Source organism: Streptomyces hebeiensis, from assembly GCF_052983195.1.
The window spans coordinates 5,011,862-5,026,294 of record NZ_CM129812.1; the positions used below are offsets into that span (position 1 = coordinate 5,011,862).

Annotated in this window: 11 protein-coding genes and 2 pseudogenes; 4 read left to right on the forward strand and 9 right to left on the reverse strand. The window is 72.8% G+C overall.

The features are described from left to right. Nucleotides 1-500: 500 nt before the first annotated feature. Nucleotides 501-851 (reverse strand): annotated as a pseudogene (locus tag ACU6P3_RS21605) (response regulator transcription factor); the annotation flags it as partial. Nucleotides 852-1,087: 236 nt separating this feature from the next. Here ACU6P3_RS21605 and ACU6P3_RS21610 point away from each other — a divergent pair. Further along, a pseudogene (locus tag ACU6P3_RS21610) lies at nucleotides 1,088-1,727 on the forward strand (carbonic anhydrase). 808 nt (nucleotides 1,728-2,535) lie between these two features. Beyond that, complete coding sequence (locus ACU6P3_RS21615; RefSeq protein WP_447198006.1) at nucleotides 2,536-4,206, forward strand: SulP family inorganic anion transporter; 1,671 nt, start codon at nucleotides 2,536-2,538, stop codon at nucleotides 4,204-4,206. Nucleotides 4,207-4,370: 164 nt separating this feature from the next. Here the strand turns inward: ACU6P3_RS21615 and ACU6P3_RS21620 are convergent, their stop codons facing one another. Both ACU6P3_RS21620 and ACU6P3_RS21625 read right to left on the reverse strand, forming a co-directional pair. Then, nucleotides 4,371-4,586: an acyl-CoA carboxylase epsilon subunit gene (locus ACU6P3_RS21620; protein WP_447198007.1), complete on the reverse strand. Its 216-nt coding sequence runs from the start codon at nucleotides 4,584-4,586 to the stop codon at nucleotides 4,371-4,373. Between the two features lie 26 nt (nucleotides 4,587-4,612). After that, nucleotides 4,613-6,208 (reverse strand): acyl-CoA carboxylase subunit beta, encoded by a 1,596-nt coding sequence (locus tag ACU6P3_RS21625; protein ID WP_447193714.1) that lies wholly within the window; start codon nucleotides 6,206-6,208, stop codon nucleotides 4,613-4,615. Between the two features lie 195 nt (nucleotides 6,209-6,403). Between ACU6P3_RS21625 and ACU6P3_RS21630 the strand changes: the two genes are divergently transcribed. Then, entirely contained in the window at nucleotides 6,404-7,351 is a 948-nt protein-coding gene (locus ACU6P3_RS21630; RefSeq protein ID WP_447193715.1) for a biotin--[acetyl-CoA-carboxylase] ligase, read from the forward strand. Nucleotides 7,352-7,428: 77 nt separating this feature from the next. Here the strand turns inward: ACU6P3_RS21630 and ACU6P3_RS21635 are convergent, their stop codons facing one another. The 3 genes from ACU6P3_RS21635 to ACU6P3_RS21645 form a co-directional block, all read right to left on the reverse strand. Beyond that, nucleotides 7,429-8,808: a GGDEF domain-containing protein gene (locus ACU6P3_RS21635; RefSeq protein WP_447193716.1), complete on the reverse strand. Its 1,380-nt coding sequence runs from the start codon at nucleotides 8,806-8,808 to the stop codon at nucleotides 7,429-7,431. A gap of 204 nt (nucleotides 8,809-9,012) precedes the next feature. Further along, nucleotides 9,013-9,693, reverse strand: a complete 681-nt coding sequence (locus ACU6P3_RS21640; RefSeq protein ID WP_447193717.1) for an NAD(P)H-dependent oxidoreductase — start codon at nucleotides 9,691-9,693, stop codon at nucleotides 9,013-9,015. 34 nt (nucleotides 9,694-9,727) lie between these two features. Further along, nucleotides 9,728-10,063 carry an ArsR/SmtB family transcription factor gene (locus ACU6P3_RS21645; RefSeq protein ID WP_447193718.1) on the reverse strand — a complete coding sequence of 112 codons (336 nt, stop codon included), beginning with the start codon at nucleotides 10,061-10,063 and terminating at the stop codon, nucleotides 9,728-9,730. 632 nt (nucleotides 10,064-10,695) lie between these two features. Here ACU6P3_RS21645 and ACU6P3_RS21650 point away from each other — a divergent pair. Continuing rightward, nucleotides 10,696-11,382, forward strand: a complete 687-nt coding sequence (locus ACU6P3_RS21650; protein WP_447193719.1) for a zinc-binding dehydrogenase — start codon at nucleotides 10,696-10,698, stop codon at nucleotides 11,380-11,382. 37 nt (nucleotides 11,383-11,419) lie between these two features. Here the strand turns inward: ACU6P3_RS21650 and ACU6P3_RS21655 are convergent, their stop codons facing one another. From ACU6P3_RS21655 to ACU6P3_RS21665, 3 genes are all read right to left on the reverse strand, one after another. Beyond that, nucleotides 11,420-12,187: an enoyl-CoA hydratase/isomerase family protein gene (locus tag ACU6P3_RS21655; protein WP_447198008.1), complete on the reverse strand. Its 768-nt coding sequence runs from the start codon at nucleotides 12,185-12,187 to the stop codon at nucleotides 11,420-11,422. A gap of 398 nt (nucleotides 12,188-12,585) precedes the next feature. Beyond that, nucleotides 12,586-12,843: a hypothetical protein gene (locus ACU6P3_RS21660; protein WP_447193720.1), complete on the reverse strand. Its 258-nt coding sequence runs from the start codon at nucleotides 12,841-12,843 to the stop codon at nucleotides 12,586-12,588. Nucleotides 12,844-13,049: 206 nt separating this feature from the next. After that, the gene (locus ACU6P3_RS21665; RefSeq protein WP_344284594.1) at nucleotides 13,050-14,201 is read right to left on the reverse strand and encodes an adenylate/guanylate cyclase domain-containing protein; all 1,152 of its coding nucleotides are present in this window, start codon (nucleotides 14,199-14,201) and stop codon (nucleotides 13,050-13,052) included. Nucleotides 14,202-14,433 lie beyond the last annotated feature (232 nt).

Consider the following 14,433-nt stretch of genomic DNA (forward strand, 5'->3'; position numbering starts at 1 on the left):
CGCCTCCGCTGCCCGGACTCCCGCGCGGCTTCGGACCCCGGCTGTGTTGCCCGTGGTTCCCGCGTTGCCCGCGCTTCCGTCACGGGGGCCGGCCCGAAGCCAGGCCCCGCCCCCGGTCCGGGCGGCCCGTAGCCCGGGCCGAAGTCGTGTCCGTAGCCCGGGCCGTACCCCTGGCCGACTCCCTGGCCGGGGTCGCCCCAGGCCGGAGCGGCCGGCGGCCGCTCCGGGCCGGTGGTCGCGTACGGCGAGGACGCGACGGGCGGGAAGGGGGCCGAGTACGGGAAGGTTCCCGTGACCTCGACACCGATGGCGGCCTGCGTGCCCCCGAAGGCCCCGGAGCCCACGGCCGGGGTGCCCTGGGGAGGCGTTCCGCCGGCCGGAGTGCCGGCCGGAGTGCCGTGCGGAGGAGTGCCTACGGCCTGCTGCCGGCCCTGGCCCTGGCCCTGGAGCGGCGGCGTCTGTCCCTGGAGCTGCGCCTGCCCCGTGTTCGCCCAGGCCGCCGTGCGCCGGGTCACGGCCCGGATGCGGGCGATCAACTCCCTTACGCTGAACGGCTTCGCGAGATAGTCGTCCGCGCCCAGTTCCAGACCCAGCACCCGGTCCGCCTCCGTGCCCCGCGCCGTGAGCATGATGATCGGCACGTCCGAGACCTGGCGGATGCCCCGGCAGACGTCGATCCCGTCCATGTCCGGCAGCCCCAGGTCGAGCAGGACGATGTCCCCGTACGGGCCGCTCAGCCCGGCGGCGCCGGTGGACACGTGGCGCACCGTCAGCCCGTAGCGGCCCAGCCCCTCGACCAGCGGCTCGGCGATCGTCTCGTCGTCCTCGATGAGCAAGGTCCTCAGTGTCATTAAGTTCCGTCTCTCCGTGAATTCGGACGACGCATGTTCCTGGATATGACGCGCCGGGCGAACACCGTACAAGAATCGAATTCGATCCACACGGCTTTTGCTCGACTGGGAGGCAGGTCACAGTTCCTGGTCAAATAATGGCGTCGCGCTAGTGTCCTTCTAACCTTCGTCTTGCATGACACTCTCTACGGTGTTGAGGCAGGTCCAAGCCCCAACAGGCCGCTGGGAGGCATCACATGCAGGCTCTTCTCGAACGCGCCCGCTCGTTCCGTCGCCGGGTGGATTTCGAAAGCGATACGTACCGAAAACTGGCCGACGGTCAATTCCCGGAAGCCCTTTTCGTGGCATGCTCGGATTCCCGTGTCATTCCTGCTCTGATCACGGGTGCGCGGCCCGGCGAGGTATTCGAGATACGCAATGCGGGCAACATCGTGCCCCCCGCACCGGCCGGACCAGGCGTGCGGTGAGGGCGCCACCGTTGAGTACGCGGTGGAGGTGCTGAACGTTCAGGACATCGTCGTCTGCGGTCACTCGCACTGCGGCGCCATGGGCGCGCTGGCCAGCCACCAGGACCTCTCCGCCCTGCCCGGGGTCGGCGCCTGGCTGGACGTGGCGCGGCCCCGGCTGGCCTCCGTACTGGAACGCGAGCCGACCGGACCGGCCGCGACCTCGTCCGAGGGGTGGAAGGAACTGGTCACCGAACTGACGCAGCTCAATGTGCGGGCGCAGCTCGCGGCACTGCGGGAGTACCCGGCGGTACGGCGGCGGCTGGACGAGGGCAGGCTCCGGCTGCACGGCTGGTACTACGAGGTGCACACGGGCCGGGTCTGGGAGCTGGACCCGAGCGGCGAGCACTTCCTGGTGCACGCGTCATGAGCACCGAACGGGACTGGGGCCCGGCCGGCTACCCCGGACAGGGACCCGGAGGCGGGGGCGGCGCCGGCGGCTCCAACGGTGGCGGCGGCGGTGGTGATCGCGGCCCGGGCCGGGCGTACGGCAACGGCCGGGGCGGTGAACGGGCGTACAGCGGCGGCGACGCGTACGGGGAGTCGTACGGCGGCCCGTACGCGGACGAGGCCTACGCGGACGAGGCGTACGCGGGCGGTTCACCGTACGCGGGCGGTTCGTCCTACGGTGCCGACGGGGCGTACGGGGCGTACGGGGAGCCGTACGGCGCGGCGGAACCGCACGGGCCGGCCCCCTCCCATGGGCCGGCCCCCTCGCACGGGCCGGTTCCCGCCCACGGAGGCGGCTCCCGGCCCGGCTACGTCAGCCAGGGCTACGTCGGCGAGGGCCACCCGGGCGCGGCGGGCGGTGGCCGCCACCGCGCGGCCCCGGCCGGCCGGGGGCCCGCGGCGCCCCCGCGCCGGGCGGCGGCTCGCTGCCGCCCGACCCCTTCGAACCGTACGACTCCTCCTTCGAGGCATCCGTCGCCGCCTTCGACGGGTTCGACGCGTTCGGCTCGCACGGTGCCTCCTCCTTCGCGGAGGGCCGGGAGGCCGGGTCCTCCTACGGGAAGCCCCCGTCCGAGCCGCCGCGCCAGGACCGGGCGCCGCGCCGGGCGGCCGGCGGGGCGCGGCGGGGCGGGCGGACCGGTGCGGAGCCCGGCGGCGGAGCCGCGGGCACCGGACCCGCGGGCGGCGGGCCGGGCGGGAAGTTCCCTGGCGGTACGTTCGTCGAGGGGCTGCTGGGCAACACCCAGGGCGTCAACATCACCAACGAGATCGTCGCGTCCTTCGTCGTCTTCCTCGTGGCGCTCCCCCTGTGCATCGGTGTGGCCGTGGCCTCCGGCGCCCCCGCCGAACTCGGCATCATCTCCGGGGTCATCGGCGGGCTGGTGGTCGGCGCGGCGCGTGGCAGCACCCTCCAGGTCAGCGGCCCGGCAGCCGGTCTCGCGGCGCTGGTCGCGGAGGCGATCGCGCAGCACGGGCTGGCCATGCTCGGTGTGATCGTGCTGGCGGCCGGTGTGCTCCAGATCGGGCTCGGCCTGATCCGGCTCGGCCGGATGTTCCAGGCGACGTCGATCGCCGTGGTGCAGGGCATGCTGGCCGGTATCGGACTGCCCCTGATGTTCAGCCAGGCGTATCCGATGATGGACGCGAAGGCCATCGGCGTGGCCTACGAGAACATGCTCGGCGTTCCCGGGCTGATCGCGGACACGCTGTCCGATCCGCAGAAGACCATCGCGGCGGCCCTCGGCATCTCCACGGTCGTCCTGAGCTTCATGTGGAAGAAGGTGCCGGCGCCGCTCAACAAGATGCCGGCCGCGCTGGTCGCGGTGGCCGGCGGCATGGTCGTCGCCGCCCTGCCCGGGGTCCGGATCAACACGCTCCAGGTCGGCAACCTGCTGGCGTCCGTGCAACTCCCCGGCCCCACGCAGTTCGCGGCCCTCGCCAACGGCGCCGTCCTGACCACCGTGGTCACCTTCACGATCATCGCCTCGGCGGAGAGCCTGTTCACGGCCGCCGCCGTGGACCGGATGCACAGCGGCGAACGCACCCGCTACAACACCGAGCTGATCGCCCAGGGCGCGGGCAACACCGTGGCCGGCCTCCTCGGCGCGCTGCCGATCACGGCCGTGGTGGCCCGTAGCTCGGCCAACGTCGCGGCGGGTGCCAGGACGAAGATCTCCCGCACGCTGCACGGTCTGTGGCTGCTCGCCTTCGCGCTGCTCCTGCCGAACGTGCTCGCGCTGATCCCCATCTGCGTGCTGGCGGGGGTGCTGGTGCACAGCGGCTGGAAGCTGTTCGCGCCCGCCGAGTTCCCGAAGATGTGGAAGCAGGACCGGGGCGAGTTCGCGGTCATGACCGTGACCACGGTCGTGATCGTCGCGACCGCGCTGCTGGAGGGCGTCCTGGTGGGCCTCGCGGCGGGCATCGTCCTGGCCGCGCTGCGGATGTCGCAGACGTCGGTGCGCACCACCGTCGAGGGCGACACCGCGAAGCTGGTCATGACCGGGAACGTGACCTTCCTGCGGCTGCCGAAGCTGATCGACGCCCTGGAGGAGGTCGCGTCGGCGGGGATGCCCAGGATCCGGCTGGACCTGACCGGGGTGACGCACTGGGACCACGCCTGCCGCAGCCAGGTGGACGAGTTCGTGGCGCAGCAGCGCGGTACGGGCGAGGTACGGGTGGAACTGCTCCGCCCGAACCTGCCGAACGCCCCCACGCCTCCGGCGGCCCCGCCCACCCCGGCGGGCGGCCCGGCGCACGAGCCCGGCCCGACGGCGGAGTGGTTCTACCTCGACCCGACGCCGATGGAGGACGTCATGGAGTCCATGGGAGCGGGAGCGGGAGCGGGCGCCGGAGCCGGCGCGGGAGGCGGATACGACGGCGGCCAGGTACGCATGCGCTGAGCCGCCCCGTGAGGCCGGCGGTCACGGGGGCCCGGCAGGACGGCGGCCCCCGTACACGGTGAACCCGTAGGCCCGGTACGCCCCCACGGAACAGAAGGCGCCGTCGCCCCCATGGACGGCGCCTTCCTCGCGCCCGCTCCTGTCAGCGCCCCGCGCCCCGTCCGCTAACCGGGCCAGTACGTGCGGGCCCAGGCCCGTGGCCCCGGGCGGGGCAGGGGGCGGCGGGCGATCCTGTCCGGTGCCGACCAGGCGGCGGCGGGGCGCCCGCCCGCCGGGCCCGGCGGCGGCGCCTCGGCCGCCGCGGCGGCTCGGGCCCGGACCACCGCCAGCGCGGCGGCCAGTTCCTCGCGGGTCGGGTTGCCGCGTACGACCTTGATCATCAGCAGCTCCTGGGCTCGGCGCGGGTTCACAGCGGGATGTTGCCGTGCTTCTTCGGGGGCAGGCTCTCGCGCTTGGTCCGCAGCTGGCGCAGCCCCTTCACGATGTGCGCCCGGGTGTCCGACGGCATGATCACCGCGTCCACGTATCCGCGTTCCGCCGCCACGTACGGGTTGAGCAGGGCGTCCTCGTACTCCTCGATCAGCCGGGCGCGGGTCTCCTCCCGCGCGGCCTCGTCACCGGCGGCGGCGATCGTCCGGCGGTGCAGGATGTTCACCGCGCCCTGCGCGCCCATGACCGCGATCTGCGCGGTGGGCCACGCCACGTTGAGGTCGGCGCCCAGGTGCTTGGAGCCCATGACGTCGTACGCGCCGCCGAACGCCTTGCGGGTGATGACCGTGATCAGCGGGACGGTGGCCTCCGCGTACGCGTAGATCAGCTTGGCGCCGCGCCGGATGATCCCGCCGTACTCCTGGTCGACGCCGGGCAGGAAGCCCGGCACGTCCACGAACGTCAGGACGGGGACGTTGAACGCGTCGCAGGTACGGACGAACCGCGCGGCCTTCTCCGAGGCGTTGATGTCGAGGCAGCCCGCGAACTGCAGCGGCTGGTTGGCGACGATCCCCACCGGGTAACCCTCGACGCGGCCGAAGCCGGTGATGATGTTCGGCGCGAACAGCGCCTGGGTCTCGAGGAACTCCCCGTCGTCCAGGACGTGTTCGACGGCGGTGTGCATGTCGTAGGGCTGGTTCGCGGAATCCGGGATCAGCGTGTCCAGCTCGCGGTCCTCGTCCGTCACCGCCGGCTCGGCCTCCTCGGGGAAGGCGGGCGGCTCGGAGAGGTTGTTGGAAGGGAGGTAGGAGAGCAGGGACTTGACGTACTCGATGGCGTCCTTCTCGTCGCCCGCCATGTGGTGGGCCACGCCGGAGGTCGTGTTGTGCGTACGGGCTCCGCCCAGCTCCTCGAAGCCGACGTCCTCACCCGTCACCGTCTTGATGACGTCGGGCCCCGTGATGAACATGTGCGAGGTCCGGTCCACCATCACCGTGAAGTCGGTGATCGCGGGGGAGTAGACGGCGCCTCCCGCGCACGGGCCCACGATCAGGCTGATCTGCGGGACGACCCCGGACGCGTGCACGTTGCGACGGAAGATCTCCGCGAAGAGACCCAGCGCGGCCACGCCCTCCTGGATGCGGGCGCCGCCGCCGTCGTTGATGCCGATGACCGGGCAGCCGGTCTTCAGCGCGAAGTCCATGACCTTGACGATCTTCTCGCCGTATACCTCGCCGAGCGAGCCGCCGAAGATCGTGAAGTCCTGCGAGTACACGCAGACCGGGCGGCCGTCGACCGTGCCGTAACCGGTGATGACGCCGTCCCCGTACGGGCGGTTCTTCTCGATGCCGAAGCTGGTGGAGCGGTGCCGGGCGAACTCGTCCAGTTCGACGAACGACCCCTCGTCCAGCAGCAGCCCGATCCGCTCGCGGGCCGTCAGCTTGCCCTTGGCATGCTGTTTCTCCACGGCGCGCGCGGATCCGGCGTGGGTGGCTTCCTCGATGCGGCGCTGTAGGTCCGCGATCTTGCCCGCGGTGGTGTGGCTGCTGGTGCTGGCTTCCTGCTGGGACATCGGGGTGCGGCTCCCTGCGGGGTCGGGGTCGGTTCCTGCTGGGCCGTTCTGCTGATCCGTCGCTGATGAACGGTGCTGGTCGCTGCTGATGACGGTGGAGCTGATGGCTGAGCCGGTGGTTGCTACTGATCCGTAGCGTATAGCCGCCGATGCGGGATCGGCGGTGCGGTGTTTGCCACATCTAGGGTGGCTCGTATGACGGAGCCGAACACCCCGGGGGAAACCCCGCCGAGTACCCCCGCCGGCCGCTGGTCGGACCTGGAGCGCCCCCCGCTGAACACGCGCTCGCTGCGCCGTGGGCTGATCAGGCCGGGCGGACTGTGGACCTCGCTCGACGTGGTCGACGCGACGGGCTCCACCAACTCGGACCTCGCCGAGCGCGTCACGCGGGCCGCCGTGCGCGGGGAGCCGGCCCCGGCCGAGGGCGCGGTGCTGGTCGCCGAGGAACAGACGGCGGGCCGGGGCCGGCTGGACCGCCGCTGGTCGGCGCCCGCGCGCTCGGGCCTGTTCTTCTCCGTCCTGCTCCGGCCGGGCCCGGCCGTGCCCGTCGAGCGGTACGGCTGGCTGCCCCTGCTCGCCGGGGTCGCCGCCGCGACCGGGCTGGCGCGGGGCGCGGGCGTGGACATGTCCCTGAAGTGGCCGAACGACCTCCTGGTGACCGTGGCGGGCGAGGAACGCAAGGCGGGCGGCATCCTCGCCGAACGCGCGGGCGAGGACGCCGTGATCATGGGCATCGGCCTGAACGTCTCCCTGCACGCCTCGGAACTGCCCGTCGCCACGGCCGGTTCGCTGGCCCTGGCCAACGCGGTGTCCCTGGACCGCGACACCCTGCTGCGGTCCGTCCTGCGGTCGCTGGAGAGCTGGTACGAACGCTGGCGCGAGGCCGCCGGCGACCCGGCCGCGTCGCGCCTGCAGGAGGCGTACGTGGCGGGCTGCGCGACGCTGGGCCGTACCGTACGGGCCCAACTGCCGGGGGACCGCGAACTGGTGGGGGAGGCGGCGGCGGTCGACGGCGACGGCCGCCTGGTGGTACGGACGGCGGACGGCGCCCGGCATCCGGTGGGGGCGGGGGACGTGGTGCACGTACGGGGGGTCCAGGGCGGGCCGTTCGGGGGCGGCGGTCCGGTCGCGCGGCGGGCGTGACAGGCGGACAGACGTGAGAGGCGGGCGTGACAGGCGGACAGGCGTGAGGGGTGACGGCGTGACGTTCGGCCGGGCCGTCACGCGTCCCGGAAGCGGCGGCGGTCCGCGCCCCGGCGCGGCGGCGTCTCCGCCAGGCGCAGCACCTCGTCGTCGCGGCCCGCGACCACCACCGCGCCCCGCATCCGAGCCGCCTTCGCCCGGTACTGCGCCGCGTCCGCCAAGCGGAACAGACGGCGGGCCGAGCGGACCTCGCCGATCGGGTCGCCCGTCGACGCCATTCCGCACGCGACGCCCTCGCCCGTCTCCAGCTCGTCCGCCCGCGCGCACAGCTCCGTGACCGCGGCGATCACCTCGTCCGGTCCCGGCCCCACGGTCACGAGGCAGAACTCGTCCCCGCCCAGCCGCCCCGCCAGCGCCCCCGGCAGGCGGGCGCCGTATACGGACAGCAGCGTGGCGAACCGTTCCAGCAGCCGGTCGCCCACCGCGTGGCCCTGGGTGTCGTTGACCCTCTTGAGGCCGTTGAGGTCGCAGACGACCAGGCTGACCACGACGTGCTCCGTGCGGTGCCGGCCGATCGCCTCGTCCAGCAGCCGGTCCACCGCGCGCCGGTTCGCCAGCCCGGTCAGCGGGTCGGTGAAGGCGAGCCGGCGGACCTCTTCGAGCCGTTCCGTCTGGGCGATTCCCGCCGCGACCGCCGACGCGACGACGGTGGCGAAGTCCGCGTCGTCCGCGTCGAAGACGGCGGCGCCCCGCGGCCGGGCCACGTACAGCTCGCCCCACGCCCGGCCGTGGCAGACGACCGGCGCGACGACGCAGCTGCCCCGGCCGCGCCGCCACAGCGCGGCGGCGCGCTCCCCGCGCCCGTGGGGGTCGGTGGCGGGCCCCGCAGCGGCGGCGAGCGGCGCGGCACGGCCGGTGGCACGGCCGGGGGCGGGCCCGCCGTTTCCGCCTCCGGTACGGCCGGCCGCCGGGTCCGGCAGCGGCAGGCCCCCGCCCGTTTCCGCCTGCCCAGGAAGCGGCAGGCTCTCGCCCGTCTCCACCTGCCCAGGAAGCGGCAGGCTCTCGCCCGTCTCCACCTGCTCGGGCCCGGGCGGGCCCGGCTCCGTACCCTCCGCTTCCGTTCCGGTGTCCTCCGCTTCCGGCCCGGTCCGCTCCGGTCCCGGCTCCGCCGTCTCCACCCACGCGCCCGGCGCCGCGTCCGTGATCTCCGGGAACCGGTGGACCGGGTACGTCTCGTCGTCCGGGAACTCCTCCTCGCCCTCCGCCAGGGCCCCCACATTGACCAGCACCCTGAGCCGGCCCAGGTCCCGCTCCCACAGCGACAGCGCCGCGAAGCTCCCGCCGAGCGCCTCGCACGCGCCGCGCGCAGCCGCCCGCCAGGCGTCCTGGGGTGTGACGGCCGACGCCATCGCCTGCGACAGGGCCACCACGGCGCGCAGTCGCCGATCCACTGCCATCACCCCAGCCTAGGCCGTGTTCGAGAAGTCCCGCCCGCTCGGCGAGGCGTGGCACGCGTCCCTCAGCTACCGCTGAGAGGGGTCCCCTGCCGCGTTGTCGGAGTCGCCCGAGTACGTCCCGGCCCGTCGGCGACGCCGATCCTCCGCCTTGCGATCGCACGCGCCGGACGCCGCCGAGCCCGCCCTTCGGGCGCACGGCGCCACTCAGCGCACGCTGAGCTTCGAATCCGCCGCGATGAGAGCGACCGACTGTCGGACCGCCTCCAGCGCCGCTGCCCTTTCCTGGCCGGTCATGCGGGCCGGCCCATAGGTGACCACGGGGTCGAGGACCTGGTAGCCGACGAACTCGAGCATGCCGCGGTGGATGTGAAACAGGAAGTCGTCCATCGGCCCGAAGGCGCCGCCGGGCCGGAACGACTCACTGGGCCCGCCGGTCGTGAGCAGCAGCATCGCTCGCTTACCGGCGAGCGCCGCGTCGCCGAAGAGTCCGAAGTCCCCGCCGAAGACCCCGCCCATCACGAAGACCCGGTCCACCCATCCCTTGAGGATGGCGGGCAGCGAGAACCACCACATCGGGAACGACAGCACGAGCAGGTCAGCGGCGAGCAACCGATCGAGATGGGCCTTGACGGTCGCGTCGAGCGTCCCGTCCTCGACCGCGCGCATCTGCTCGGCCTGCGGCTTGAACGGGCCGTCCGCCGGCGCGAATTCCTCACGGGAGAGTGCCGGGGCCCAGGCATCGGCATAGAGGTCGAGGACGTCGACGCGGTAGCCGGCGTCGCGCAGGGCCTGAGCCGCGGTGGCCATCTGGGCGGTGCTGAACGAGTGGGGCTCGGGGTGGGCGTGAACGAACAGGGCGGTGGGGGCAGCCTCAGAGGTCGACATGAGGAAATCATATCGACATATTGCGATGCGTCAATCAGATGGTGGTGCCGATCGCCCGTGCCACCTGCTCCAGCCGCTCTTCGTCGCGCCGGAAGTGAGTCCACTTGCCCACCCGGGTGGGACGCACGAGTCCCGCCCGCTCCAGCGTGCTCATGTAGCTGGAGACGGTCGACTGTGCGAGCCCCGACTTCGCCTGGATATGGGTGACACACACACCGACCGACTGGCGGTCCGCGATCGGCTCGTACTCGCGGAAGTGCGTGTCGGGATCCTTCAGCCACTGCATGATCTGCAAACGGGCAGGGTTGCCGAGGGCCTTGAACACCTCGATCAGATCCGCCCCCGACCTCGATCCCGCCGTCACGGCCATGAGTCGCCTCCCTCGCCAGACACTCCGACACACCACGATATCTCGATACCTGCTCGTTGCCCAAGCTGCGTCGATGCCCAAGGAAACAGATACCCGGCCATGGGGCGACGGTTTCGTACGACCGTCCGAGGCCGCCGATTGGGAGCATCTCCTGAGTGCCGTGACCGATCTGCCGTGGTCGCTGCGCTTTCCGTCGCCGTCACCGCCGTCCCCGCCGTCGGACCCGGACCGGGGTCCAGCGGTGGTCCGGCGTCGTTGGATCGATGACATCGCCCTGGTGGACTGGGAGTCCGGCCCGTTCAGTGGGGTACGCGGCGCCCGTCAGATCGCGGAGACGGGAGACGACTACCTGATCGTCTCCGTGATGGGCGCGGGAAGCGCGGTCTTCCGCCAGGACGGTCACGACTGGCTGCCGCGCCCGGGCGATGCCCTGTTCTGGGAGAGCCGCCGTCCGGCGCGGGTGACGGCACGCGAGCCCGTCGTCGCGCGCAGTGTCATGGTGCGACGCCGTCTCCTCGAGGACGCGGGGTGCTGGATGGGCGGGGGTGAGCCGGCGCGCGGCCCGGTGCCTGAGACGCAACTGCTACGGAGCTATCTGGACTCCCCTCGGCGCATCGCTTCCCCGGCGAGCGATGCGGGCATCGCTCGAGGACCTGCTGGGTGTACTGGGCCCGACCGGCATCACCGCCTGGCTCGCGGTGGAGATCGCCGACCCGCGGCCGGGCCGGACGGTCGTGGTCTCCGCGGCCGCCGGCGCGGTGGGGTCGATCGCCGGTCAGCTCGCGAAGGAACGCGGCGCACGGGTGGTCGGGCTGGCCGGAGGGCCGGACAAGTGCCGTTACGTCGTCGAGGAACTGGGCTTCGACGCCTGCGTCGACCGACGCGAACCGCACTGGCGCGACCGGCTCGACGAGGCCACCCCCGACGGCGTCGACGCGGACATCGAGAACGCCGGCGGGGAGATACTGGACCATGTGCTCAGCAGGATCAACACCGGAGCGCGGCTCGCGATGTGCGGCATGATCGCCGACTACAGCGCCGACCCCGCCCAGCGCCACGGCATCCGGAACCTGGTGGAGCTGGTCGAGCAGCGTGCCACCGCGCGCGGTTTCCAGGTCGCCGACCATGTCGACCGCTTCGACGAGATCACCGGGGAACTGGCCGTCCGGCTCGGCGACGGCCGACTGCGGCACGAGCGGGTCGTCCTGGACGGGCTGGAGCACGCGCCGGAGGCGCTCGCCCGCATCTTCCGGGGCGACAGCCGCGGCAAGGTCCTCGTCCGGGTCGCACCCGACGATGCCACAAGCGGCACCGACTGACGGTGGCCCGACGCGGCCCGGGCGCCCGGGCCCCGGTTCAGGCGCCGGGCCACTCCGGCGTGCGCTTCTCGTTGAACGCCGCCACGCCCTCCGCCCGGTCCCCGGAGAACGCCACCGACCGCCACGCGGCGTCCTCCACCTCCAGGCCCGCCCGCAGGTCGAGCCCGTGCCCGAGCCGCAGGGCGCGTTTGGCGGCGCGCAGGCCGACGGGGGAGTTCGCGGCGATACGGTCCGCCAGGGCGAGGGCCTCGTCCCGGTCTGCCCCCTCGTCCACCAGCCGGTCGACCAGCCCCAGCCCGGCCGCTTCCGCCGCCGCCACCCGCCGGGCCGTGAACACCAGCTCCGCGGCCCGCGCCGCGCCGACCCGCCGGGGCAGCAACTGCGTACCGCCGCCTCCGGGGATCACCCCGACCGACACCTCGGGCAGCCCGACGACCGCCGTCCCGTCCGCGACGATCAGGTCGCAGGCCAGCGCCAGCTCGAAGCCGCCGCCCAGGGCGAAGCCGTGCACGGCGGCGACGGTCGGCATGGGAAGTTCCAGGACGCCGGTGTACGCGGCGCGGGCGGTCGGCCGCTGCCGTACCAGTTCGGCGTCCGTCAGCGCGTTGCGCTCCTTGAGGTCCGCGCCGACGCAGAAGGCGCGCGCGTGCGTCGAGGTCAGGACCGTGACCCGGACGGTCCGGTCGGCGGCCAGCGCGTCGCACGCGGCGGCGAGACACCGGGCCATCTCGGTCGAGACGGCGTTCATGGCCCCGGGCCGGTCCAGGACCAGTTCCGCGACGTGCCCGCGCCCGTGCCGCCGCACGGCGACGAACTCCCCGAACCGCTGCTCGGCCCCGGGCTCCGGGCCGGCCCCGGCCTCGTGCCCGGTCTTCTGCCCGTCCTCGTGCCCCTGCTCGGTCCCAGTCACGGCGTCTCCCGGTTGCGTCAACGACGGTTCACGTGTTGTGCCGGGAGGAGAGCCTAGTGCCGCGACCGGCAGGGTTTGCCCGTCAAGGAGCGGCGTCCGGTGCGTGTGATCGCAAGGCGGCCGGAAGTCCATGTAGCGGAGCTACCTGGGCTTGTGGCCAACGCGGCGAGCGCGCGTGCCGGGCGTCGCGACGGGGCAAACGTTGCCGGGAGGGGCAAAGTGCCGGGAGGGCCGCCGGCCGGGTTCGTCCGGATCACCAGATTGTTGATCCGAACGAAACCGCACAGTCGTGGTCAAGCGGCTTCGGGATCCAGCTCGAACGTGAAATAGATGCTCAGACAGTAGGGCTCGTCCTCGTCGTGGAAGAAGTCCCACGACACGTCCACCAGGCGGATTTTTTGTTCCCGCACCCACTCATGGGCCTTCTTGAAGACTTCCGCGGCGGTTGTGGCGAGGAACAGCTTCCTGGCGATGGGATGCACCCCGGTCTCAGCGTCCGAGTCGTCGAAACCCTCCGGAACATCCAGGCAGAAGTTGGGATCCAGCGCCATGGAGTGAGCCCTTCCCGTCGGTTTACCGGTACGAGTCGACAGAGGCCGATCCTCTGAGCACGACGCCCGGTAAGACCGCCGCACGCCCAGGAAGGGTTGCTTCCGCCGACTGTGCGGCGAGGTGACACAGCCGGTGCGACGCGCGGTGATCCGAACGACGCGGCCTGGTGCCGCGACGGGGCGAACCTCGCCGGGAGAGGTACTGGCTAGGACTCGCGCCGGCCCAGGAGCCATGGCTCGACCACGCCGAGCCCGCGCACCGGCCGCTGCCACATCGGGCGGAGCCCGAAGCGGTACTCCGGCGCGGTCTCGCCCTCCTTCTCGGCCTTCGCCGCCGCCTCCGCCGCCTCCGTCTCGGAGGCGGGCGCGTCGCCCGTGCGGATCAGTTCCTCCGCGAACGCGCCGTCGACCAGGACCGTGTCCTTCGGCGCTATCGAGGTGAGCCGGCTCGCCAGGTTCACCGTCGTGCCGAAGACATCGCCCATCCGGGTGGTGACCGTCCCGAAGGCGATGCCCACGCGCAGCGCCGGCATCGTCGCGTCGTGCTTGAGCGTCTCGATCAGCCGCAGCGCGATCTCGGCGGCCGTGCCCGCGTCGTCCACCGCGTACAGCACCTCGTCGCCCAGCGTCTTGACCAGCCGGCCGCCGTGCGCGGCGACCAGGTCGGCGGAGGTCGTCTCGAACGCCTCGACCAGCTCGCCGAGCTCCTCTTCCTCCAGCCTGCGGGTCAGCCGCGTGAACCCGACGAGATCCGCGAACCCGACCGCCAGCCGCCGGTCCACCATCTCCTCGTCGTCGGCCGCCTGGACCACCCGGCCGGTCGCGGCGGCGAGCTGGCGCCGCCAGACGTAGACGAGGAACTCCTCCAGTTCCGGCAGCAGCAGTTCGATGAGGGGGTAGGTGACCTCGGTGCGGGTCATGCCCGGCTCGGGGGGCTCGGTGAGCCCCTCCAGGAACGAGTCGATCTGCCACTCCGCCAGCCGGGCGGTCGTCTGCCCCGTCGACCGGGCGACCTGGATGGCCATCGGCTCGCTGAGCAGTCCCGCCTCCACCAGACCCGCCAGCCGCCGCAGCGCCAGGACGTCGGCCTCGGTCAGCGCGCTGGCCTGCCCGATGTCCGCGAAGCCCATGGCCCGCCAGAACCGGGAGGCGAGATCCATCGAGACCCCGGCGGTCCGGGCGGCCTGGAAGGGGGTGTAGCGCCGTTCCGCGCCCAGGATCAGCTGTTCGAGCCGGATGGCGAGGGGATCGTCCGTCGGCTCGGCCGTGTGGTCGACGTCGTGGTGCGGGGTCGGATATCCGGCGGAGTCCGACGGCGGCGGGGTGTCCTCTCCGGAATTCGAATCGTCGACGGTCACCAGCCGCCTCCTGCCCGTTCCCTGCGCACTGCCCTGCCGATCTGTCGTGGACCGCCTCAACGATACGGCAGATGTGCCCTGGCTCACGTCTCGCGTCCCCACCTGCCAGCGTAGGCGGCGGCCGTGCTCCGGCGCCGGGATACGGAGATACGCGGCTTCGGGGAGGGCGGTGACGAAGCTTTACGGGGGCGGGGCCGGGGCCTCCGGGGAGCCGGTCTCCCCCGGGGGCGGC